The organism is Caballeronia catudaia (assembly GCF_001544755.2).
Lineage (GTDB): Bacteria > Pseudomonadota > Gammaproteobacteria > Burkholderiales > Burkholderiaceae > Caballeronia > Caballeronia catudaia.
The window spans coordinates 36644-58084 of record NZ_FCOF02000036.1; the positions used below are offsets into that span (position 1 = coordinate 36644).

A 21441-nucleotide genomic window follows, 5' to 3' on the forward strand; every position below is an offset into this window, starting at 1 on the left:
ATTGCGAGACCTTTGCTCGAAGCAAAGGCTCACGAAATCGTCGTCGAGCTTCCTCCGCGGCCCCTTCATATCCAGGCCGACCGCCTGCGGGTCGCGCAGGTGCTGGGCAACCTGCTGACGAACGCCGCGAAGTACACGCCCCCGGGCGGGTACATCGAACTGACGGCGACCGCGGACGATGCCGAGATCGTCCTGTCAGTCGCCGACGATGGAATCGGAATCGAATCTGACAAGCTGTCGGCGATTTTCTCAATGTTTTCGCAGGTGAACCCGGACCATCACCGCGAGGGCGGACTCGGTATCGGACTCGCGCTGTCGAAATCGCTGATGGAATTGCACGGCGGCCGACTGACGGTGTCAAGCGCTGGAAAAGATCGCGGAAGCTGCTTTTCCATTCATCTCCCGGCGCAATGCAGGGTGGTGCCCGCGCCGGTGCCGACGCGTGATGTGCCGGCCATTGCAGCATCGGTTGGAAAGCGTCGCATCCTGGTCGTTGACGACAATGTTGATGCGGCAGACGCACTGACCGCGCTCCTAGAACTGGAGGGTCATGAGGTACGCACAGTCTATTCGGGCGAGGAGGCGATCGACATCCTTACTCACTTCAGCCCCGAAGTCATCCTGCTCGATCTCGGTTTGCCCGGCATGAGCGGAATTGACGTCGCACGGTGCATTCGAGCGACGCCGACAACAAAGGATGTCACGATGATTGCCATCACCGGGTGGGGGCAACCTCAGGACCGGCAGCGGACCGCAGAGGCCGGATTTGACTTCCACTTCACGAAGCCCGTTGATGTGGCCCAACTCAGTCAGGCAATCGAGAGCGCGGTCGCGGCGACGTAGCGGAAGGCCACGTGTCCGCAAGCATTTGGGGCGGGACGCGGAGATGCACTTGCGCCGAGGCGAATGGGCCGAGGCCGTCCCGGTTAGCGGGATCGAGTGCGTGGGCGTCGTCAAATCGTGCCCGGGAGGCGAGTTCCCGGTTGGGGCGAAGGTGGTGGCCTTAATGGGCGGTTTTGGCCGGTCGCCGGAGCGAAGCATCGCGGGAAGAGAAGGAACCTGAATCTGCTGCAACGAAGTGCTCCTGCGACTGATTAATGACAAGGACCGCTTCTTTGTGCGCGTACGGTGGGCAGCAAAACGCGCCGTGAAGGGCGTCGTGGCAGTGGACAACAGGCATCGGCACTGTTGAGATCCGCTCGCCGCATCGCTTCGTCTTCGTGGATCGCGTAACATTGCTACGAGTGGCTACACGATAAATAGGATTACTAACGAAAATGCGCTAATGTCCATTATGTCAAAATGCGCTCTGGAAGGCTTCAAGAGCTCGCGGCGACTACCAGCAGGAACGGGGCGTACTGCTGCTGTTGGGGACACTGAGCGATCGGGTCCAAACCGCCGCGCAAGGCGTGCGAGCGCATTGCGCATGAAACCGATGTCTGAACATCCGACCGAATGGTCCGAACGAAAGTCGCTTCATGGCACGTCGCGCGGCGCCGTCGATCTGGCGAAGGACATCCTATGACGCTGACCGGCCAATTGTGGACGCTCGACTATCCTTTGAAGCCGTCATTCGAATGGCTGGTCTGCATCCGAGACCAGTCCGATCTTCTATCGAAGCGCCTTTGCCATTTTTGCCATTCGGGTCGCGTTTGGCGCTACCTCTGAATGCGGTAGTGTTCGCGTTGGCCGTGGCATCAGCCAAGCAGCCGCAAACCTCCTGACGTTGGCAGCGATAGGTAGTGTGGACTGGATTCTATGCACTCTACCGTTTCGGCGTTCCTGCGTTAAGCTGTTTCTCCACGAACTCGACCATGAGCTTCTGCCTTAACAACGACGGCGGTCGGCTCGGCTCGGGGCGGCTCATGTAGATGTGAAATATCCGCGACCCGGCGACGGCCATGACGGCATCCGCAATTCCGGCTTTCAACTTGCCTGAGGCTTGGCAGCTGACAAATGCTGGCTCGCTGGCTCACGCGGGCCGGATAACGACGCTAACCCGATTTCCGGCGGCAGCGCAGAGAAGCAGACGGCGATTCGCCGAAGTGCTTTTTATACTCAACCGAGAACCTGCCGAGATGCGCGAAGCCCCACTTGGTGGCGATTTCCGTGACAGACGTGATACCAGATGCTTCCACGGTCACTAACTCCTGCCGTACCCGCTCAAGTCGCAATTGCCGCACGTATCCCATGGGGCTCATTCCATAGTAGTTCTTAAAACCAGAGAATAGTCGGCTGGCGCTCACGCCTGCATGTTCAGCGATGCTCTCGATGGTCAGTGGCTCTTGGACGTTGGCGCGGATGAACTCTTCAACACGGCGTACGAAAAGCGGTGCGAGCGCACCGGCCGGACGCCGTATGCCGTCGCGGGCTGTATTCGATTGCCCGTAAAGGAGTGCGTTAATCAAGGTCGATTTAAACTGGTTGAATGCCAGCGGATTCATCAACGGGTGGTTGTCGATACTCATCGCGTCCGCCAGGAGAGGCAGCAGATGCGTTAGGCAACTGCCTGCCGGAGAATTCAGTGACAGCTCTGGTTCGAACTCCACAGGGCGGCTGAACGACTCCCCCAGGTGCTTCTCGCAGTGTTCCTCAATGGCGCCACGCTCAATCCTAAGGATGACCTGGGGGCAAGCGTCACCCCACCGCATCCGTAACGGCAATGAAGGAGAGAGGAGCGAGGCCGCCTGCGGTGTCGAAACGAAACGTCGGTTGCCACATTCGATTTCCGCGTTGCCGTGAATCGGAATCTGGAGCAAAAAGAAATTCTCTAGGCGACCCGGGTCAATCACAACCTCGCTGCCATAGTCGAGCAGGTTCAACGACACATCGCCATGCCGCACGTGGTGCATGCGTCCCAGGAGACCGTGTACGCCCGTCACGACTGAGAGTCCATGCGGTCTGAAGATTTTCCCCACAATAGCCCGTACTTCCTCCAGATCAGTCGACTGCATCAAGAGATTATCGCGATTGAAACACGGCGCTGTTGAGAGGCCTTGCACGTCGAAGCGGGGCAGCTCTGACCGATTTTCCACAATTCACCTCTGACCTTCACTCTCAACCCGGTCTTCGCGTCGCTGAACGCAAGAAACGGGCCACTTCCCAATCTTAGAAAAGGATGCGCAACGTTCGCATCGGCATATACCCGCAACACCAGCGGACCGCTCCGGTGTCCTCGCGCACAGCGCGAAAATTCCAGGAGTTGCTGGACAGTGGTTGAAGTTGCCGGATATCACGATCGTGGTCCGACCTCGATACTGGAATCGAGCGCTTAGCAAAGTTGGGCGCGTGCACGAAGGAGGACATGATGGACATCGCCGAAACTTCCCTGCATGGTCAGGTTGACAAGTGGCTGGTACTGACGCATACGACGTATATGCGTGTGGTTCGGTTCAGTCGTCTCGGATCACATCGAAACCGTTTTGTGTGCGTCGAAACTTCAGGTCCAATGGGTACACTCGCGCTTTTCTTTTTCCGGCACGGCGACCGCTCATGGCGAGTCTACCCTCCCGAAACGCAACGCCCTACTATGGCTTTCGCGCGGTAGTGTCGGTGGTAGGTGCCGGTTTCCATTTTCTCATGAAGATCGCGCATCGAAGCTTGAACGGACCCGCGAACATCGTGCTCCTTTCCAACGCCCGAATTGACGACACACGAAATACGCGGGCAGCAGATCTCTTTTCATCATCGCCACCTTTGCTGTCTGCGAGCGGTCCGCCTGTATGGCATAACCCTCGAAGGGCACACCCTAACCATCGTCAGCATGTTGCCGTGGTAAAGGACATCGCCGCCCGGAGCCTGATCCCGGCGTACAGGGCGGGCACCCGATAAGCGCTTTCCAGCCGCGCACTCGCGGAATCATTCAGCGCCCGCCTTACGGCGGGCCTCCGTCGAGCATGTCAATGAAAGTGATGCACGTAGCGCAGTACTACACGTGTACCTTCCGGCCTATTTCGAGCGCCCGCCTCGAAATAGGCGTTGAACATCAGGTGGTCGTGCTGCGAGAAGCTATACATCGCACCCGGACCGATCGCCCAGACCGCTTCACGCTGCCCGGACACGTTCTCGCCATTCACCTTCATGTCGGTGATCTGGCGCAGCCAGTAACCGTTGAGGCCGATTCGCAGACCCGGCATGACCTCGTATTCCGTGGCGATGTTGATGTGCAGCGCCTGCCCGGCCTGCGATGAAGTTGCGGCGGCTCCAAGACCCTGATAAGGCCGATTGTTGGTGGCGTTCCAGAGGTAGTGCAGTCGCCAGGAAACCGTCCATTTCGGATTGACCCAGAACGTCGCCGCCCAATACGGATCGATCGACCAGAAACCGCTGCCGGGGTTGATCGCCTTGCTCGGGTCATATGCGCCCGTCGGTGCGATGATCTGAAACTCGAAACGGTGCGCAAAGCGAGGTCCGTCGGGGCCCATCACAGGATCGAACTGGATGAACGGCCCAATCAGGACGTCGCCGAATCCCGTGCGTGCGTTCAGCGCCACGTCGCCCATGCCGTCGTCGGTATGCGCCGATGCCACCCACGGCAGGATGACGTCGATGCCCGGATGGGCGCCCGCGATCTTGAACGGTGACTGATAGACGAGTTGCGTCAGGCCCGCGAAGACATCGACGTTCTGCTTCGGCAAAGCGACCTTGTTGCCGGCATTGTCGTTGATACGGTCTGCCGTGTAGTACTCGAGGTACTGCGTTGCATACCAGCCAGAGCCTGCCGGCGGCGCACCGTCGAGGAAGCTCGTGAAACCCAGGTTGATATTGGGTAGATCGCTGGCGCTTGCCGATGTGGTGTGTATCAGGCCGATCGCGGTGAGGCAGGAAAGCAGCAGGCGGGACGCGCGGTGCTTCATAGAATGACCCCCTTGTTATGTAAGGTATGCGAAATTATCGGATCAAGAGAAGGAAAGGTTATTGGCGACCGCGCCGTACTGTCCCGAATGGAAGACCAGCGGCGCGTGTCCGTTTGCCTCGAAATGCTCGATCTGTCCGATAAAAATCACGTGATCGCCGCCTTCGTGCTGCGCAAGATTGCGGCAAACGAAATGCGCGCTGCATCCATCGAGGACAATCGTGCCGCCCAGGCTTTCGCGGCAAGCCACGCCGGCGTACTTGTCCGGCACTGCTTTCGAAAAGCGACGGGACAGGTCGATCTGGTCTTCGGCCAGCACGTTGATCGCGAAGTGCCCGGCATTCACGAAATCCGCGCAGCTGGGCGACGTCTTGCTGATACTCCAGAGCACAAGCGGCGGGTCGAGCGACAGCGATGCAAACGAGTTCGCGGTCAGGCCGACCTTGCGTCCATCCTCCGCGGCGGCAGTGATGACGGTGACGCCCGTCGGATACTGCCCGAAGGCGTTGCGCAGTTGCCGCACCGCGTTGACCGGGTCATTGGGCTTTGCGGTGACGGGTTCGTGGGTGCTGGACATGAGCTTTCTCCTTTGGTATCTGATCGATCAGGCGGCGTTCGCGGGGTTCGCAGCGTGCTCGCCAATCAGCGCCGCACAGGCAGCGGGATCGAACCACCAGGGCGAGAAAGTCCGCGGGTCATCGAAGCCGTTGGCGATGAGCGAGGCCAGTGAAGGTAGCTGGCCTGCCGCACCCAGCAGTTCGAGAATGTGCGGCGGCGGCGGCGTGAGCATTGAGTTCGTCCACTTGATGACTGCTTGCGCATAAGACCAGTAGCGATCGAACGTCTGCTGCATCCAGTCTTCGCTAAAGGCGGCGCCGCTGCGTTCGAGAATTGCATCGAGATAGACCTTCGTGCACTTGGCGGCGTTGTTCGAACCCTGGCCTGTGATCGGATCGTTCACGACGATCGCATCGGCCATGCCGAACACCGTTTTGCCGGAAGGCAGCCGGAAGTATGGGTTGCGCACCGTGGGGGCGAAGCGGCCGGACAGTACGCCATTCGGGTCGGTCAGTTCCACGTTGGCGCAACGCTCGGCTTCCCAGGGCAGGTACTTGCGGACGAACGCAAGACTCGTCGCGAGGTGCTGCTCCGGCGTCTTGACCTCGTTCCAGCAATCGAGCGGACCGCCCGGAATGCCTTCAAACACCATAATTTCACACGGGCCGGTCGTCGTCAGCGCAGGGAATACAAAGTACTCGCCCACACCAGGGATCAGGTTGAAGCGCACCCGCGAGTAAGGTTCAGACGGGGTCATGCCCTTCACGTAGGTCAGCGCCAGCGCACGCTGCGGCTTATCGAACGGACTGCGTTCGGCGTTGCGGCCCAGCAGATTGACGATCTCGCCCTTGCCGGCCGCGAGCAGCACGAGGTCATGGCTTCTTGCCAGTTCTTCCATTTCGGGCACGCCCACGTCGCAGATCCGCACGTCGGCGCCGCGCAGTTTGACGGCTTCGAGCCAAGCCGACATTTTGAGGCGCTGATCCACGGATTGCGCAGGCCGCGTGAGGCGCGCAGACCAGTCGATCAGCTTGCCGCCGGGCACGTCCGGATGCGGCACCGCGAGGGCGATGCCTTCGACGGGTGGGCAAGCGTCTTCCCACCAGTTCAAGCCGAGATCGCGCTCGATCTGCAGCGACGTATTGAACATGCACTGGCTCGACATGACCTTGCCGGTGCGAATCTGCTCTGCATCGCGATTGGTCACGAGCGTGACCTCATAGTCACGCGCGAGCAGGGCGAATGCCAGTTGCAGGCCGGACTGGCCGGCGCCGATGATGGCAATTTTTCTCATGACGGGATACCTCCGAGTTGATGGATATGGTCAGGCTGATTGGGTCGCGCCCGCAGTTACTCAGCCAGTTTTGGAATGGCGGGCACGGCCTGTTCGGGACCCATCGCCGAATAGCCGCCATCGACGGCGTAATCGGCACCCGTCACGAAGCTCGCGGCATCGCTGCACAAGAAAGTAACGACGTGCGCGACTTCTTCCGGATTGCCCACGCGTCCAAGCAGATGAAAGGGCGCAGCCACGCGGTCGGTCTTCGCGCGGTCGCCTCGGGAGAGTTCGTCCATCACACGCGACCACGTCCAGCCCGGGGAAACCGAGTTCACACGAATCCTGTCCGGGGCCAAATCCAGCGCCATGTTGCGAGTGAGCGCCTTGAGCGCGGCTTTCGAAGTCGGATAGAGCCAGCGTCCTGTCTGTGCGCATTCGGCTGAGATCGAGCTGAAGTTCACAATCGAGCCGCCGCCGCGCTCGATCATGTACGGATGCACCGCCTTGACCAGCATCACGGCGGAGATCACGTTCACGTTCATTGCGGCGAGCCAGTCGTTGCGGCCTGCCTGGATGCCGTTGTCGACATAGCTGCAGGCCAGGTTGACGAGAATGTCGATGCCGCCGAACGTATCGGCCGTTCTCGCAACGGCTCGCTCGAGCGCACTATCGCTCGTGATGTCCGTTTCGATGAAGACACCGTTGGCGCCGAGGGAGTCGGCCACGCGCCTGCCGTTCTGCACGTCGATATCGAGGAGGGCGACCCGGGCGCCGGCGGCAGCCAGGTCTTTGGCGACGGCTGCGCCGATCAGTGTGGCGCCGCCGGTCACGATGGCGGTCCTGCCTGCAAGTGAGGTCATGGTTTTCTCGATGGTCGTTGGGTGTGTGATGTACCGGGAGATCAGGCGTTGTCGACGGCGCTGCTGCTGTCCCAACGCTTCATCAGCGTGTTCGACGGGATGGTTTCGTCGAGCAGCTTGTGCGCAGTTTCGACACCCGCAGTAGGTAGGCCCGTCGGATCGAGCAAGCCGATCTGGACCAGCACGCTGGCCTGATCCCAATAAATGTGCTCGTGATAGAGCTTGTTGCCTCGGAACTTCACCACGGCAAGCAGCGGTATCTCGACGCGCTTGCCCGTGGGTGCGATGCCGGGCAGCATCCAGTCGATCTCGGTGGTGTGCGTGAAGCAGAACAGCACCTCATCGACGATCTGCGTTGCGCCTACGGTGCGCGAGACCGGCGTGATCACCGTGTCCGGCGGATTGGCGTGCACGAAGTGATGGCTGTAAAAGCGTTTCAGTTCCTTGTAGCCCACGCCGCCCGTGAGGGTCGGGATATGGTTGACGTAGGGCTCGGCCACCATGGTCGCCATGGTGGCGTCCACGTTGCGCGTCGTGAACTCGTGCGCAAGATGTTCTTCCCACAGGGCCGACAGATCGTAATGCGGGCCCATCGTCTTGCGGAACGCGGCCACTGCGCGCTCGTGCGCCATCATCGCGGAAGTCTTGTCGAAGTGGTCTCCACCCTTGCGCGCGAACGCATGGTCGACGCCTGGATAGACATACACTTCGATGTTGTCCTTGCCGGCGAGGGCCGCCGTGATCTGCTGCTGTGCTTCGGGCGGACAGAAGCGGTCGAGCGCGGCGATGTCCAGGACGAGGCGACCTTTGATGCTGGCGGCTTCTTCCAGTGCGTGCTCGATGCCCACGCCGTAATAGCTGACTGCGCACGCCACGGGCAGGCGGCAGGCGGCGAGATAGGCAAGCTTGCCGCCCATGCAGAAGCCGAGCACACCTGTTTCGCCTTGGCACTCGGGCAGCGTGCGAAGTACGTCGAGCGTCGCGGCGATATCTGCAACGCCCTTGTCTTCGTCGTACTGCCGATAGAGGTCTAACGCGCGCGCAAAACCGGCTTCTGTATAGCCGAGTTCGATACCTGGTTCGACGCGCCAGAACAGGTCGGGAACCAGCACTGTGTAGCCTTCCTCGGCGTAGTAGTCGGCCACGTCGCGCATAGTCGCGTTGACGCCGAAGATTTCCTGGCACAGTACGATGCCAGGTCCCTTGCCGCTTTCAGGGACCGCTAGGTAGGCGCGGAATGCGCCGCCGTGCGGTGCAGGAATATCGATGTATCGTCCTTTCATTGGGGCCTCTCTGATGGGGTTGCGGCTTGAGTGGCTCCAGTGTTCGGCGACAAAACAAACGGCTCTATCCGTTTTTTTCAACGGGTATCCGCGCAATGCAGAAAACTGCCAGAACGAGGGTAACTCCTAATAAGGAAGCGAGGTCTTCGTGAATCGGTCGTAGTCAGATAGCTGGAACGCGTAATGATTAGTAAGGGTAGAAAAGCTCGCTACCCGGTGTCCTCGACCGCTCGCTCGGATCCACTTGTACGGCAAATGCTCAGCCAGTCGACTTGGATCGGCCAGCTGCTGCGCTCGTCCTCGATAACTTGGATTTGGTGCTACCTGACCACGCGCGTCCGTTTGTGAGCAGGAGCGCGGTGGTGGCGCGGGCGCGCCAGCGCATCGGTGAATCGCCGCCCGAATGGCTGTTTGAGCACGCGGCGCGCGCCCGATGCACGCAGGACGCGGTCTACCGCCGGTGCAAGACTCGCGCTTGTGCGCGATGGATGGCACGACGCTGCGGATTGCCGGCAGCCAAGCGCAAGCATTTTGGTGCACAGGGGCTCTGATTGCCTACAATCTGATTGGTCGCAAAATCGCCGATGCTGCCTTCGAAGCGAAGCGCGCTCCCACGGACATCAGCTTTGTGCACGCGGTTCACACGATCCGGCACGAGATGATGGGGTCGCTGTCTACCTGCCTTTGCAAGCGTGCCTGCATGCCTTCAGCGGCTGCGCGAACGGTTGAAGGCGTTGCCAAATAAAAAACGACTCGTCGCACATGCGATCGAGTCGCCAAACCCGGCCCTATTCGTTACGCCGTTCGGTATCTCCGGATGGCCGTGGCGCACGGCCGATCGGCCGCTACGTGGGGCTGTTACGCCGAGGCAGCGCGCAGGCGATGGACGATCTGGTTGTCCTTGCCCTGAACGAGCGGAGTCAGGGTAACGTTGAACTCGATGTCCTTGTAGGTGTCGGTCTTCAGGCCCAGTGCGGCGCCGCCCGTCTTTTCGACCACGGGGGGGATCAGTTCCTCGCGGGTAGCGTAGGCGAAGTCGTCCCAGATGAGCGGATCCCCTTCGATGTTAAATTGCGTGGTCAGCTTCCGGTGCTGGGCGCTCGTCACGAAGAAGTGCACGTGCGCCGGACGGTCACCGTGACGGGCGAGCTCGTTCAACAGCTGCTGAGTCGCACCCTGCGGCGGGCAGCCATAGCCCACCGGCATGAGCGTGCGGAATTCGTACTTGCCATCCGCGCCTGTCCTGACCGCGCCACGCAGGTTGAATTCGCCCTGCGTGCCCGTCGGATCAAAGTGCGAATAGAAACCGTTGGAATTGGCATGCCAGCATTCCACTACGGCGCCAGCAACCGGCTTACCGTCCGGCCCTGTGACAGTGCCGTGGATGATGAGCGGGCCAGCGCGCGGGTCGGGGTCAACGTCGATCTTTGATACGCCATCGCGTATCGGCGCGCCGGCGACATATAGCGGGCCTTCGATCGTGCGTGGCGTGCCGCCGTCGATGCCGATCGCCTTGTCCGCGGCATCCATGCGAATGTCGAGATACTTTTCCAGACCGAGGCCGGCGGCGAGCAACGCCGCTTCGCCGTCCTGTCCAAGCTTGTTCAGATAGTTGACGCCGGCCCAGACTTCATCGGGCGTGATGTCTAAATCATCGATAGCCTTGAACAGATCGCCGAGCAGGCGCTGGATAATCTGCTTGAAGCGTGCGTTGCCGTCCTTGCTGTCGACGTTGACAGCGGCCTTCAGCAGGTCCTGCACTTCTTGGGTATCGAATACTTTGACGCTCATGGTTACTGTCTCCATATAGTTCTCAGGGAAAATACGATTCGGGACGCGTTCGTCCTCGAAAGAACAGTTCTCTCGAGCTCAAACGTCGTCGTCACGAATCGACGACGGATGGCGACATAACGGCGTCACCGAAATCTTCATGTACGGGAAGAGCGGCAAACCCGTCAGGATGTCGTGCAGTTCGGCATTGCTTTCAACGTCGAAGATGCTGTAATTTGCGTACTCGCCTGCGAGGCGCCAGATATGGCGCCACTTGCGGCTGCGCTGCAGCGCCTGTGAGTACGCCTTCTCGCGAGCCTTGATCTCACCGGCGACATCCGCAGGCATGTCGGCCGGCAGATTCACATCCATTTTTACGTGGAAAAGCATCGTCAATATCCTTTGTTGCGGCGGAATTATCGGGTGATTTTTACGAGCCCATCGCGGGTGAAGCGCTTGACCTTGACTTCGTCCAGTTCAATGCCCAGACCCGGGCCATTCGGCACAGTCAGTTCGAAATTGCTGTAGTCCAACGAATGCGTCAAGATCTCTTCGACGATCAATAGTGGCCCGAATAATTCCGTACCCCACTGCAGGTTCGCGAAGCTGGCGAATAGATGCGCCGACGCAATCGTGCTGAACGCCCCTTCGAGCATCGTGCCGCCATAGAGCTCGATACCCGCTGCATCGGCAATCGCGGCCACGTGCTGCGCAGCAAACAACCCGCCACTTTGTTCGATTTTGATCGCGAACACGTCGGCGCCATGGCTCTTTGCGATCTCAAACGCGCTTTGCGGACCCTGCAGGATTTCGTCGGCCATCAACGCAACGGGGAAGCGGCCCCTCAGGCGCGCCAGCGCCGCTGGTGAAGCCACCGGCTGTTCGACCAGTTCGCAGCCGGCGTCGGCCAAAGCGGGAATGGCGCGCATTGCCTGCATCTCACTCCAGGCCATGTTGACATCCACGCGCACGGCCGCGCGGTCTCCGACCGCCCGTTTGATCTCGGCGACATGCCGGATGTCAGCCTCTAGCTCTTTCGCACCGATCTTCAGCTTGAAGACGTTGTGCCGTCGCGCTTCGAGCATCTTCTCGGCCTCGGCGATGTCTTTGGCCGTGTCGCCCGAAGCCAGCGTCCACGCGACGGGCAGCCGTTCGCGTCGGCGACCACCAAGCAAGTCGCTCACCGGCACGCCGAGGCGCTTGCCTTGCGCATCTAACAACGCCGTTTCGAGCGCGCTCTTCGCGAAGCGATTGCCTTTGACGAGCTTGCCGACGTACGCCATCAGCGCCTGAATGCCGGTGACGTCCCGCCCGATCATGGCGGGAGCGCAGTAGTTGTCGATCGCGAGCTTCATCGACTCGGGGCTTTCCGGACCGTAGGCCATGCCGGCGATCGTGGCGCCTTCACCGATACCGACAACGCCATCGCTGCAGTACACCTTCACCAGCATCAATGTTTGTCCGTGCATCGTACCGACCGACAGCTTGTGCGGGCGGATTGTTGGCAGGTCGAGCAGGCAGGTTTCGATGCGTTCGATAGTGGATGAGCTCATGGCAGAAGCTGATGAAGTTCGTGGACCCGGCAGCCATCCACCGGTGCCTACGCCATCGACTTCGATGGCAGCTACCGACGGGCGTTCAGGGGCGTCCACAGGATTAAATACTGGAGCCCGCGCGTGCGCTATCCGTCTACTCGTCACCCCTATCCGTTTTTTTTTGGTCTGGCCCACCGAACGCTCGTGGGCGGTCGGGCTCGGTCGTCGCATCGCTCCGCGCAGCGCGTCGCCGAAAAAAATGGATAGAAAACGGCGACTAGGCGGATAGCGCCGCCGCTGCATTGGGTATTCAATCCCCCTCATCGGAGACTTGGTCGCGAGACCGCTTAATGGCAGGAGGAGAACCCATCGTGAGCGCGGAAAAAACTACGTCGCAGTGGCAAGATTTCATCGGCGGATGCCTTGACTTCCGTCCGGCAGAGGGCGTCTATCGCATCGCTCGAGAGACGTTCACGGAGCCGCAGCTGTTCGACCTCGAGATGGAGTTCATCTTCGAGAAAAACTGGATCTACGCCTGCCACGAGAGCGAGATTCCCAAGCCGAACGACTTCATGACGATGCGTGCAGGCCGGCAGCCCATGATCATTTCGCGCGACGGAAACGGTCAGCTCAATGCAATGATCAATGCGTGCCAGCACCGTGGCGCGACGCTCACGCGAGTGGATAAAGGCAATCAGTCGACTTTCACGTGCCCGTTCCATGCGTGGTGCTACAAGAGCGATGGGCGTCTCGTCAAGGTCAAGGCGCCCGGCGAGTACTGCGAGGACTTCGACAAGTCCACACGCGGCCTCAAAAAAGCACGCATTGCGAGTTACAAGGGCTTTGTGTTCATCAGCCTCGACGTCGACGCGACCAACACGCTCGAGGACTATCTTGGCGACGCGCGCATTTTCTTCGACATGATGGTGGCGCAATCACCGACGGGCGAGCTCGAAGTGCTGCCAGGCAAGTCCACCTACACCTACGACGGCAACTGGAAGCTGCAGAACGAGAACGGCCTCGACGGGTATCACGTGAGCACGGTGCACTACAACTACGTCGCCACGGTGAAGCGCCGCCAGGAGGCGAATGCACAGGCCGGCGGGGCGACGAACGGCACGCTCGATTACAGCAAGCTTGGCGCGGGCGACGCCGAGACCGACGACGGCTGGTTCGCGTTCAGGAATGGCCACAGCGTCCTGTTCAGCGACATGCCGAATCCCAGCGTGCGTCCCGGCTACGCGAGTGTCATGCCGCGCCTGGTCGAAGAGCACGGCCAGCAGAAGGCCGAGTGGATGATGCATCGGCTGCGCAACCTGAACGTCTATCCGAGCCTCTTCTTCATGGATCAGATCAGCTCGCAGTTGCGCATCGTGCGTCCGGTAGCCTGGAACAAGACTGAAGTCACCAGCCAATGCATCGGCGTGAAGGGCGAATCGGATCAGGACCGTGAAAGCCGCATTCGGCAGTTCGAGGACTTTTTCAACGTTTCGGGCATGGGCACGCCGGACGACCTGGTGGAGTTCCGCGAGCAGCAGCGCGGCTTCCAGGCGCGCCTCGAGCGCTGGAGCGACATCTCGCGCGGTCATCACAAGTGGGTGGCGGGTGAGACGGCCAACACGCGGCTGCTCGGCATCGCGCCCGCGCTGTGCGGTACGGAGTTTACCCACGAGGGTCTTTACGTCAACCAGCACGGCGCGTGGCAGACGTTCCTCAAGAACGGTCTTGCACAGCGATTGAACAGTAAGAAGGAGGCCTGAACCATGTCAGTCACGCATACGCTGCAACAATCGGTCGAGCAGTTTCTCTATCGCAAGGCCGAGCTTTGCGACGCGCAGAACTGGGACGAGTACCTCGACCTCTTCGATGAAGATAGCGAATTTCACGTGCCTCAGTGGGACTCCGAACACGTGTACACGACTGACCCGAAACGCGGCATGTCACTCATCTACTACACGAACCGCACGGGTCTCGATGATCGTGTGTTCCGCCTGCGCACGGGCAAGTCGGCAGCATCGACGCCCCTGCCGCGCACGCTGCATCAGATCACCAACGTACGCATTGCGGAGCGCGAAGGCGGCGAACTTGAGGTAAAGGCCAACTGGGCCACTTTCTACGCGCGGCGTGGTATTGGCGAACACTTCTTTGGTCACGTCACGTACCAATTACGCCCCGCTGGCGCCTCCTGGAAGATCGCGCGCAAGCACGTGCTGCTGCTGAACGACACGATCAATGCAGTGCTTGATTTCTACCATCTGTGAGCGGGAGTACCACGACATGAGCCACAAGGTCGCCTTCAGCTTTGCCGACGGCAAGACTGTGTTCTTCGATGTCCGCACGAGCGAGCTTTTGCTCGACGCCGCGCTGCGCAATGGCGTGAACATCCCACTCGATTGCCGCGAGGGTGTATGTGGAACCTGTCAGGGTCGCTGCGAATCGGGCAGTTACACGCAGGACTATGTCGACGAGGAAACGCTGTCTGCCGACGATCTCGCCGCACGCAAGATTTTGTCGTGCCAGACGCGCGTGCAATCCGATGCATCGTTTTATTTCGACTTCGATTCGAGCCTGTGCAGCGCGGGTGGCACGACGTCGATCACGGGGAAGGTCACAGCCGTGAAGCAGATTTCCGAAACGACGGCGATCCTGCATCTGGACGCCAGCGCCCATCCGCGCAGACTCGATTTCCTGCCGGGGCAGTATGCTCGCCTGCACGTGCCTGCCGCGGATGCATGGCGTTCATATTCGTTTGCCAACCGGCCTAATGACAGCAATCAGCTGCAGTTCCTGATCCGTCTTCTGCCGGACGGCGCAATGAGCAAGTATATGCGTGAGCGTTGCCGGCCGGGTCAGACGATCGAGTTCGAGGCGCCGCTCGGCACGTTCTATCTGCGCGAGGTGGAGCGGGCAGTCGTGATGGTCGCGGGCGGCACGGGCTTGTCTGCGTTTTTAGGCATGCTCGATGATCTCGCGCACAAGGGCGGCTGTGGCAAGCCAGTGCGTCTCTATTACGGCGTGACGAACGCACGCGACCTTTGCGAGCTCGAGCGATTGAAGTCCTACGAGGAGCGCATCGCCGACTTTGCCTGCGAGATTGTTGTGATGAACCCCGCCCAGGAGTGGCAGGGCAAAATAGGACTGATCCCTGAGCATTTCGACCGCGCGTTCCTCGAAGCGAACCCGTTCGATATGTACGTGTGCGGACCGCCTCCCATGGTTGAAGCGATCAAGACGTGGCTCGCGAACGAGCGCGTGCACGACCATCACCGACTCTGCTACGAGAAATTCGCAGACAGCAACAGCACGCAATCGGCATCGTGAAGTTGCGGCGCAGCGTACGCCTCGGGTGTATCCGGCATTTTGTCAGTGTGCGGTCTCGCAAAGGACGAATTGCGCTGGGTTGGTTGCCGCGCGCCGTTCACTCGGATTGAACTGATCCCGAGTCGCTGCGCCGGTACGCCCGATGACGTCCGCTATGTCACGGCATTGCTCATGGGGCGGATGGGGACTTCATTACATTACCGACAGTGCTTCTTGATGGATGGCGGCATAACTTCTCCGTACTGGTTTGGGGCGCCAGCTCCGGCTTGGCTTGCATGACGCGTGTTGCCTGGAAAACTGTCATTGGCAGCCTGCTTGGCAACGGACCAGACAAGGCGACTGCCCGGCGGTTCAACTGCCGTTTTCGATCACGATGACCTGTCAGACCAAGGCCTGCCATAAAAGCGCGGCGTTCAAACCGACAATGAGGCCCGCGCATCCCCACGCAGCGACCAATGGCGTACGTGCCACTCGCCAGCGGCCCATGAGGCCGACGTCCGAAGCAAAGCGCACCAGCGGAATGATTGCAAGTGGCAATTGCAAACTCAGCACAACCTGCGTTGAAACGAGCAGCGCGTTCGACCCGTGTTGCCCATAAAACCCTACGGCGAGCAGCGCAGGACCGATCGCAAGCGACCTCGTCAGGAGGGCACGTGCCCATTGTGCGATTCGCAGATTCAGGAAGCCTTCCATCACCACTTGTCCGGCGAGCGTTCCCGTGACCGTCGCATTCAGGCCGCAGGCGAGCAGGGCAGAGGCGAACGCAACGCCGGCCCAGTGACTTCCCACGAGCGGCGCAATCAGCCGATGCGCATCGGCGAGATCGTCGACCTCACGATGGCCGCTTGCGTGGAATACTGCTGCCGCGACGACAAGTAGTGAGGCGTTGACCACGAACGCTAGACCGAGTGAAGCAAAGGTATCAATGTTCACCCCCTTGAGCGCGCGGCCGATGGCGGCATCATCGTGATTGGGCGCGTGATTCTTAACGAGCGCCGAATGCAGATACAGGTTGTGCGGCATCACGGTCGCCCCCAGAATGCCCGCGGCGAGCCACAGCATGCCGGCGTCTCGCAGCAACGCGGGGGGAGGGGTAAAGCCGCGCAGCGCGTCAGCCCAATCGGGATGCGCAAGCGCCAGTTCCACGACGAAGCAAAGACCGACAAAGAGGATCAGCGCCGTAATCGCGCATTGCAAGGGCCGCTTGCCGCGGCTTTGCAGCGCGAGCATGACAAACGTACCCACTGCCGAGCACAGAACGCCGGCGGTGAGTGAGATGCCGAGCAACATCTGCAGGGCGACCGCGCTGCCTACGACCTCCGCCACGTCGCATGCAATGATCGCAATCTCGCACGCCACCCAGAGCCCGAGCGTCATCCCCCGACTGAACCGTTCACGGCAAAGTTGCGCTAGATCGCGTCCGGTGACCAAGCCCACGCGTGAGGCCACCCATTGCAACAGCATGCCCATGAGACTGGCGATCAGAACGACGAAAAGCAACCGATAACCATAGCGGGCGCCGCCCGCCAGCGCGGTCGCCCAGTTTCCCGGGTCCATATAGCCGACTGCGATAAGCGCACCCGCGCCGACGAACGACCACCAGCGTCTGCGTGGCGCGCGGGGCGACTTATCGAGCTCGTGAGGGTGCAACGGAACGTCAGACGCGCGGCCAGAAAGCTGGGCAAGCGTGGACGGGTCGGTATTCATGTGATCAATTGTCTTCTCAGCCACTGTAACGTCAATCGAATAGCCCTCGATCGGCCGGGCATTGAACCGTCGATGGGATCTTTAGGAGCTGGTAGTTAGAGCAACTCGCGTTCCGTGCCGGCCGCGACAGAGACCCTCGCCGAATCACGCCTGCAAATCCGACAGGAGTCGGTTCAATCGAATCTCCGGTGGCTCCAATGGCGCGCGTTTCCTGGTTGACGAACAACCGACGAGCGGGTCGTGCCTGCCTCCCGCAGGGGGCCCTAATGTTGTCGCGAATGAGGCGGAGAAACCGTCGGCGGCGGCGCACTCGCTGACGCGCTGCGCGCTACGCTTATGGGGCGTCAGGACGAAGTACTCCCAACCAAGCGAAAAGCCGGTGTCTGACGGGGCAACCGTTGCGTAAAAGAGGGTCCCGGTGCACAGCGACGCTCGCGAGCGCTTCCTAAGAGGCCCATCGCACCAGGACTGCAGTTCCGAGCCGCCAAAGCCGACTCGGTTGGACTGCTTGACTTGTTCCTACTGGAAGAGCCGATGCGTGGACTCATCGGCCCCCGCAGCTATCCCTGCATGCGGCGAATGCTAGCGGAGCTACCGAGCGAGAGCCCGATGCCATTAAGCAAGGAGGCGCAAAGGGAAGGACCGACGTCGCTGACCGTGACTGTCGAAAGATGCGGCTGAAGGCAGGCGAGTTATCTCCGCGGCTCGTCCACGGACCACAGAACGTCCTTTCTTGGAAGCTGTAAGTCGGGATTACGGATTGCTTATCGTAATCACTAGCCGGTTTAAGACAAGAGACGAATATGGACATTCCGACGCAAGTGGTGTCGTTCCTGAGTTCCAGAGCATTGAAGCTCGCTACGGCCGAGTCGTGCACGGCTGGTTTCATCGCATCATTGATCTCGTCAGTTCCAGGCAGCGGCGCGTGCCTGGACGTGGGCTTCATCACGTATTCGCCTTCCGGAAAAGCCGGCTTTCTAGGCGTTCAGGAAAAAACAATGAACCGATATGGGCTGACAAGCGAGGAGGTCGCACGCGAGATGTCCGAAGGCGCGCTGAGACTCGAAGAGTGTTGCGCAGACGTATCGGTTTCCAACACCGGCGTTGCGGACGGCAACGCTGGGAGTGTTCCCGCGCCCGGAACCCAGTGCTTTGGATGGTCGTTCAAACTGCGAAGTGGCGAGATTGTCAGTGCGACTGAGACTAAAGTGTTTGACGGCGACCGCAATGAAGTCAGGCACGCAGCCGCGCAATACGCGCTGTCGCGTATCGAGCACCAATTTTATCATCTCGTACACGCGCCCGAGCAGCACGCCGACCGAACCGAACAGGACCAGCGATGACTCGCGAACGTGGCAACGCGACCTGATGCCGCTTCCTGGCTAAAGCATGCGTAGTAACCGTGCGGTTGCACGGTCGCCGAGTGCAGAGAACCGGCTGAACAGGAAAGCGCCCAACGCAGACCGAGAGTCGCTCACCCCTCGACCGAGACGAAGATGGCTACGTAAAACTACTAATTCGATGCGCTGGGGCTGCGTTGCTCGGTACAACCGGTTCGCTGCAACGTGACTGAAGTGACGCCCGACAGCATCAATGCGCTTGACGCGAACCTGCTAAACGCAGCGGCTTGACCATAGCAGACGAATTCGAGACGCCGCGAGCCGGTGTCCTGGCTGCAGACAAGGCCCTCGGCCGCCATGAGTGCGAGAACATCGGCTGGTTCGATCGGCGGGACGCCGCATCCACGGATTGTTAGGGTCGCACGCACGCCGCGTTCGGTCTGTCGGTGCTGCAATTTGTTGCCGAGCACGGGAATCCACGCGCCGTACATCGTTCAATCGTACGCACGGCTCAATATCAGGCTTCGTGGACGCTTCTTCGGCAAGCTCTTCATGGCTTATGGCCCGATGTCAGGCCCGTCGTCGCTTCGGAGCAAGCGGGCGAATGCTGGAGCGTCCTACTGGCAAGTTCGACATCTGCGGGATAGCTCGTTTCGTCGGCGACAGGGTTGAACCCGGCGCATCGATAGGCCTGGCTGTCCTGCTCCACCGCTCGACGTCCGGGATCACCGGACGGCGCACACCCGACAAGGCCCGCGACAATGGATAAGACCATCGGTGCGCGGAGCGCGTCCACGAAGCTAGGACCCGGTCGCCGGCGCGGGAATTTATAGAAATGGCAAACGCGTGGAATCACGAGTCCCTCCGCACAATGGAGATAAGATGCTCGACGCGTCCGCCATTGCGTGTCGGTGTCTCGATGCATCCGTGGTAGTCCATGGTCCAGCCCGCTCGCAGTTGGATCGTAACGTCGGGACCGGCGCGGGCGGTCTCCGTTGCCGGTGTCGCAGAAGGCGTCTTGGCCTGGATCTCCCTCTGTTGCGCCTGAGTGGGATTGGTTCGGCGTTGTTCATGAGCTTGCCTGTTTGGTTGCGTCGGTGTGGAGGGAAACGAACCTGTCCGGCATTCGCACAAGCTTGCGCAGCATCGGCCGTGCCGGCGGATCGGCAGAGCGGGAAACGCGGCAGGCATCTGACCCAGGGCACCCCCGGCACAGCGGTTGCTCAGACACATGCCAACATAAAATTGAAGGAGCGTGCCGTGAAGCGAAATCTGACTGTCCGTGTAACGTTGAGCGTTGTGTTACTTGGCGCTTTTTCATCCGGGTTTGCTCAAACCCAGGCTGCGAGCACGACGCAAGCCAACGAACTCCCTCCGGTCGACAAGGCATTCGTGCAGGCCGCATCCGAATCCAGTTCGACCGAAATTGATACCGCGAAACTCGCCACGAAGCAGTCGCAAGACAAGGATGTCAAAGACTTCGCCCATCACATGATGGTCGATCACACTAAGCTGACTGTCGAGCTCAAGATGGCAGCCCCGCACGGTGTTGCGGTCCCCAAAGATAATTCGGACCCCGCAGTGCTCGATGCGCTGAAACCATTAAAGGGGAAGGCGTTTGATTCGGCCTATATCAAGTCCGTTGGTGTCGAAGGGCATCACAAGGCGATTGCGGCCTTCCAGAAGGAAGCTCAAGAGGGACAGAATGCCGATCTGAAAAAAGCGGCCGCCAAGGCGCTGCCGACGATCCAGCATCATCTGGAAATGGCGCAAGCGCTGGCGGCTAAGAAGGGTTTGCAATAGCCACCAGCCTGATTGCGCATACTCGACGATGCGGTGACGGCTCGCCTGGTGAGAGATCGGGCAAGCAGACTCGCAAACCCGCTTGCACCGTCGAAGCATGCTTTGGGAGGGTCACCAGCCATGTCACCGGATGAAGCGAGCACCATCGCTTTTGATATTGGATGGGATTTCGCCCGGTTTGGGCGACCGATGGATGCGGCAGCCCATGACTTGGATCTTCTCACCGGATATGCCGCCGGGCGCGAACATTTCCTTGTCGCTCAACACCGCCCCGACCGGTCGTTGCGAGACCTGCCCGATAACCTTGATGACGCTTACGCACAGCGCGTTATGTGACAGCGACTGTCTCGAAATGGCTGCAGCTCCATGTGAACGCCTTCAAACGACGTCGGATCCTGAGCGCTGACGTCGACCCGGGGTATCTCAAGAGAATCGACTTCCGTGGATCGCATCAATAACGATGGTGCCTACGCGCGAGGCAATCTGGTCGTCATGTCGGTTCGAGCGAACCGCGCGAAGGGTGCGAAAGACTACGGCGATGTGGTTCTTCTGGCTTCTCAGACAGCCAACGGACAGTCAGAGCACGCTGAGCGCAAGAACCTCTCAAAGCGCGAGTGGGAACGCCTGAGGTGCGTCATGGTCGGTGCGGCGGACGTTTCTGACGCGGCGCCGACACTCACCCCGTTGCTTACCCGGATCCCGGAGGATTCCCGAGCGCCGCTTTACTATGTTCTCCAGCAGATGCTCCTGCAGGCCGTTACTCGGGCATCGGCGCGTAACCAGTTAGTCAAGGCGCTCAATCGTCTGCAGCCATCCTACGGAAGGTGTCTGGGGCTACGCTTCGCCGCCGAGCGTCTATCGGTTTTACTCAAAACATCTGATTATCCCTATGACGCGCTTGACGACGAACTGTTCCAACGCCAATTGAGATGCTGGTTTGTATATATCCCGCGCACGCACGTGCCAGAACTGCTCGGCTATGCGGGAGCCATGGGGCCTACCGCTGTGAGCCGACGCTGCCGGCTGCTTGGTCGGTCGAAACCCACGGACGATTCTGAGAGAGGGAGCAGATCGGGGAAAACGAGGGGCGTCCCCAAGCGCGAAGTAATGACATGAGCCGCCGTCCAGTG

Annotated in this window: 20 protein-coding genes and 1 pseudogene; 10 read left to right on the top strand and 11 right to left on the bottom strand. The window is 60.3% G+C overall.

The window, feature by feature from the left end:
- Window positions 1-12: 12 nt before the first annotated feature.
- Complete coding sequence (locus tag AWB75_RS27570; RefSeq protein WP_061127200.1) at window positions 13-843, top strand: hybrid sensor histidine kinase/response regulator; 831 nt, start codon at window positions 13-15, stop codon at window positions 841-843.
- A 1151-nt stretch (window positions 844-1994) separates the two neighbouring features.
- On the opposite strand, the gene AWB75_RS27580 is transcribed toward AWB75_RS27570, so the two are convergent.
- The 6 genes from AWB75_RS27580 to AWB75_RS27610 form a co-directional block, all read right to left on the bottom strand.
- Window positions 1995-3017: an AraC family transcriptional regulator gene (locus tag AWB75_RS27580; protein WP_061127221.1), complete on the bottom strand. Its 1023-nt coding sequence runs from the start codon at window positions 3015-3017 to the stop codon at window positions 1995-1997.
- A gap of 882 nt (window positions 3018-3899) precedes the next feature.
- The gene (locus tag AWB75_RS27590; RefSeq protein ID WP_061127201.1) at window positions 3900-4856 is read right to left on the bottom strand and encodes a SphA family protein; all 957 of its coding nucleotides are present in this window, start codon (window positions 4854-4856) and stop codon (window positions 3900-3902) included.
- A gap of 42 nt (window positions 4857-4898) precedes the next feature.
- Window positions 4899-5432: a flavin reductase family protein gene (locus AWB75_RS27595; protein WP_061127202.1), complete on the bottom strand. Its 534-nt coding sequence runs from the start codon at window positions 5430-5432 to the stop codon at window positions 4899-4901.
- Window positions 5433-5459: 27 nt separating this feature from the next.
- Window positions 5460-6707: a styrene monooxygenase/indole monooxygenase family protein gene (locus AWB75_RS27600; RefSeq protein WP_061127203.1), complete on the bottom strand. Its 1248-nt coding sequence runs from the start codon at window positions 6705-6707 to the stop codon at window positions 5460-5462.
- 56 nt (window positions 6708-6763) lie between these two features.
- On the bottom strand, window positions 6764-7552 hold the full coding sequence (locus AWB75_RS27605) for an SDR family oxidoreductase (RefSeq protein ID WP_061127204.1): 789 nt from the start codon (window positions 7550-7552) through the stop codon (window positions 6764-6766).
- A 41-nt stretch (window positions 7553-7593) separates the two neighbouring features.
- Window positions 7594-8835, bottom strand: coding sequence for a dienelactone hydrolase family protein (locus tag AWB75_RS27610; RefSeq protein WP_061127205.1), 1242 nt, complete (start codon window positions 8833-8835; stop codon window positions 7594-7596).
- 344 nt (window positions 8836-9179) lie between these two features.
- Between AWB75_RS27610 and AWB75_RS27615 the strand changes: the two genes are divergently transcribed.
- Both AWB75_RS27615 and AWB75_RS27620 read left to right on the top strand, forming a co-directional pair.
- The gene (locus tag AWB75_RS27615) at window positions 9180-9386 is read left to right on the top strand and encodes a hypothetical protein (protein ID WP_235012267.1); all 207 of its coding nucleotides are present in this window, start codon (window positions 9180-9182) and stop codon (window positions 9384-9386) included.
- Window positions 9359-9652 (top strand): annotated as a pseudogene (locus tag AWB75_RS27620) (IS4 family transposase); the annotation flags it as partial. The gene AWB75_RS27615 and the pseudogene AWB75_RS27620, both read left to right, overlap by 28 nt.
- 41 nt (window positions 9653-9693) lie before the next feature.
- Here the strand turns inward: AWB75_RS27620 and catA are convergent.
- From catA to AWB75_RS27635, 3 genes are all read right to left on the bottom strand, one after another.
- Complete coding sequence (gene catA, locus AWB75_RS27625; RefSeq protein WP_061127207.1) at window positions 9694-10626, bottom strand: catechol 1,2-dioxygenase; 933 nt, start codon at window positions 10624-10626, stop codon at window positions 9694-9696.
- Window positions 10627-10704: 78 nt separating this feature from the next.
- A complete protein-coding gene (gene catC / locus AWB75_RS27630; RefSeq protein ID WP_061127208.1) occupies window positions 10705-10995 on the bottom strand; it encodes a muconolactone Delta-isomerase in 291 nt (96 codons plus the stop codon).
- A gap of 26 nt (window positions 10996-11021) precedes the next feature.
- Entirely contained in the window at window positions 11022-12158 is a 1137-nt protein-coding gene (locus AWB75_RS27635; protein ID WP_061127209.1) for a muconate/chloromuconate family cycloisomerase, read from the bottom strand.
- Between the two features lie 332 nt (window positions 12159-12490).
- Here AWB75_RS27635 and antA point away from each other — a divergent pair, with 332 nt between their 5' ends.
- The 3 genes from antA to antC are packed head-to-tail and all read left to right on the top strand — an operon-like array spanning window position 12491 to window position 15461.
- Window positions 12491-13900, top strand: a complete 1410-nt coding sequence (antA, locus tag AWB75_RS27640) for an anthranilate 1,2-dioxygenase large subunit (RefSeq protein WP_407642169.1) — start codon at window positions 12491-12493, stop codon at window positions 13898-13900.
- Between the two features lie 3 nt (window positions 13901-13903).
- On the top strand, window positions 13904-14401 hold the full coding sequence (gene antB, locus AWB75_RS27645) for an anthranilate 1,2-dioxygenase small subunit (RefSeq protein ID WP_061127210.1): 498 nt from the start codon (window positions 13904-13906) through the stop codon (window positions 14399-14401).
- A gap of 16 nt (window positions 14402-14417) precedes the next feature.
- A complete protein-coding gene (gene antC / locus AWB75_RS27650; RefSeq protein WP_061127211.1) occupies window positions 14418-15461 on the top strand; it encodes an anthranilate 1,2-dioxygenase electron transfer component AntC in 1044 nt (347 codons plus the stop codon).
- A gap of 381 nt (window positions 15462-15842) precedes the next feature.
- Here antC and AWB75_RS27655 read toward each other — a convergent pair whose 3' ends face one another.
- Window positions 15843-17168: an Nramp family divalent metal transporter gene (locus AWB75_RS27655; RefSeq protein WP_087086918.1), complete on the bottom strand. Its 1326-nt coding sequence runs from the start codon at window positions 17166-17168 to the stop codon at window positions 15843-15845.
- A gap of 803 nt (window positions 17169-17971) precedes the next feature.
- On the opposite strand from AWB75_RS27655, the gene AWB75_RS27660 reads away from it, so the two are divergent.
- Window positions 17972-18511, top strand: coding sequence for a CinA family protein (locus AWB75_RS27660; RefSeq protein WP_061127212.1), 540 nt, complete (start codon window positions 17972-17974; stop codon window positions 18509-18511).
- Window positions 18512-18681: 170 nt separating this feature from the next.
- Here the strand turns inward: AWB75_RS27660 and AWB75_RS27665 are convergent, their stop codons facing one another.
- Window positions 18682-18999, bottom strand: coding sequence for a hypothetical protein (locus AWB75_RS27665; RefSeq protein WP_061127213.1), 318 nt, complete (start codon window positions 18997-18999; stop codon window positions 18682-18684).
- 781 nt (window positions 19000-19780) lie between these two features.
- On the opposite strand from AWB75_RS27665, the gene AWB75_RS27670 reads away from it, so the two are divergent.
- The 3 genes from AWB75_RS27670 to AWB75_RS27675 all read left to right on the top strand — a co-directional run bounded on the left by AWB75_RS27670 (window position 19781) and on the right by AWB75_RS27675 (window position 21427).
- Window positions 19781-20311 (top strand): DUF4142 domain-containing protein, encoded by a 531-nt coding sequence (locus AWB75_RS27670; RefSeq protein WP_061127224.1) that lies wholly within the window; start codon window positions 19781-19783, stop codon window positions 20309-20311.
- A gap of 120 nt (window positions 20312-20431) precedes the next feature.
- Window positions 20432-20647 carry a hypothetical protein gene (locus AWB75_RS37310; RefSeq protein ID WP_143746517.1) on the top strand — a complete coding sequence of 72 codons (216 nt, stop codon included), beginning with the start codon at window positions 20432-20434 and terminating at the stop codon, window positions 20645-20647.
- A gap of 105 nt (window positions 20648-20752) precedes the next feature.
- Window positions 20753-21427 (top strand): hypothetical protein, encoded by a 675-nt coding sequence (locus AWB75_RS27675; RefSeq protein ID WP_061127214.1) that lies wholly within the window; start codon window positions 20753-20755, stop codon window positions 21425-21427.
- Window positions 21428-21441 lie beyond the last annotated feature (14 nt).

Coding starts and splice junctions, on each gene's coding strand:
- antC (WP_061127211.1), top strand. CDS start 14,418: ATGAGCCACAAGGTCGCCTTCAGCTTTGCCGACGGCAAGACTGTGTTC.
- AWB75_RS27605 (WP_061127204.1), bottom strand. CDS start 7,552: ATGACCTCACTTGCAGGCAGGACCGCCATCGTGACCGGCGGCGCCACA.
- AWB75_RS27590 (WP_061127201.1), bottom strand. CDS start 4,856: ATGAAGCACCGCGCGTCCCGCCTGCTGCTTTCCTGCCTCACCGCGATC.
- AWB75_RS27655 (WP_087086918.1), bottom strand. CDS start 17,168: ATGAATACCGACCCGTCCACGCTTGCCCAGCTTTCTGGCCGCGCGTCT.
- catA (WP_061127207.1), bottom strand. CDS start 10,626: ATGAGCGTCAAAGTATTCGATACCCAAGAAGTGCAGGACCTGCTGAAG.
- AWB75_RS27665 (WP_061127213.1), bottom strand. CDS start 18,999: ATGTACGGCGCGTGGATTCCCGTGCTCGGCAACAAATTGCAGCACCGA.
- AWB75_RS27660 (WP_061127212.1), top strand. CDS start 17,972: ATGGACATTCCGACGCAAGTGGTGTCGTTCCTGAGTTCCAGAGCATTG.
- AWB75_RS27610 (WP_061127205.1), bottom strand. CDS start 8,835: ATGAAAGGACGATACATCGATATTCCTGCACCGCACGGCGGCGCATTC.
- AWB75_RS37310 (WP_143746517.1), top strand. CDS start 20,432: ATGTCACCGGATGAAGCGAGCACCATCGCTTTTGATATTGGATGGGAT.
- AWB75_RS27635 (WP_061127209.1), bottom strand. CDS start 12,158: ATGAGCTCATCCACTATCGAACGCATCGAAACCTGCCTGCTCGACCTG.
- AWB75_RS27595 (WP_061127202.1), bottom strand. CDS start 5,432: ATGTCCAGCACCCACGAACCCGTCACCGCAAAGCCCAATGACCCGGTC.
- catC (WP_061127208.1), bottom strand. CDS start 10,995: ATGCTTTTCCACGTAAAAATGGATGTGAATCTGCCGGCCGACATGCCT.
- AWB75_RS27600 (WP_061127203.1), bottom strand. CDS start 6,707: ATGAGAAAAATTGCCATCATCGGCGCCGGCCAGTCCGGCCTGCAACTG.
- antA (WP_407642169.1), top strand. CDS start 12,491: ATGGCAGGAGGAGAACCCATCGTGAGCGCGGAAAAAACTACGTCGCAG.
- antB (WP_061127210.1), top strand. CDS start 13,904: ATGTCAGTCACGCATACGCTGCAACAATCGGTCGAGCAGTTTCTCTAT.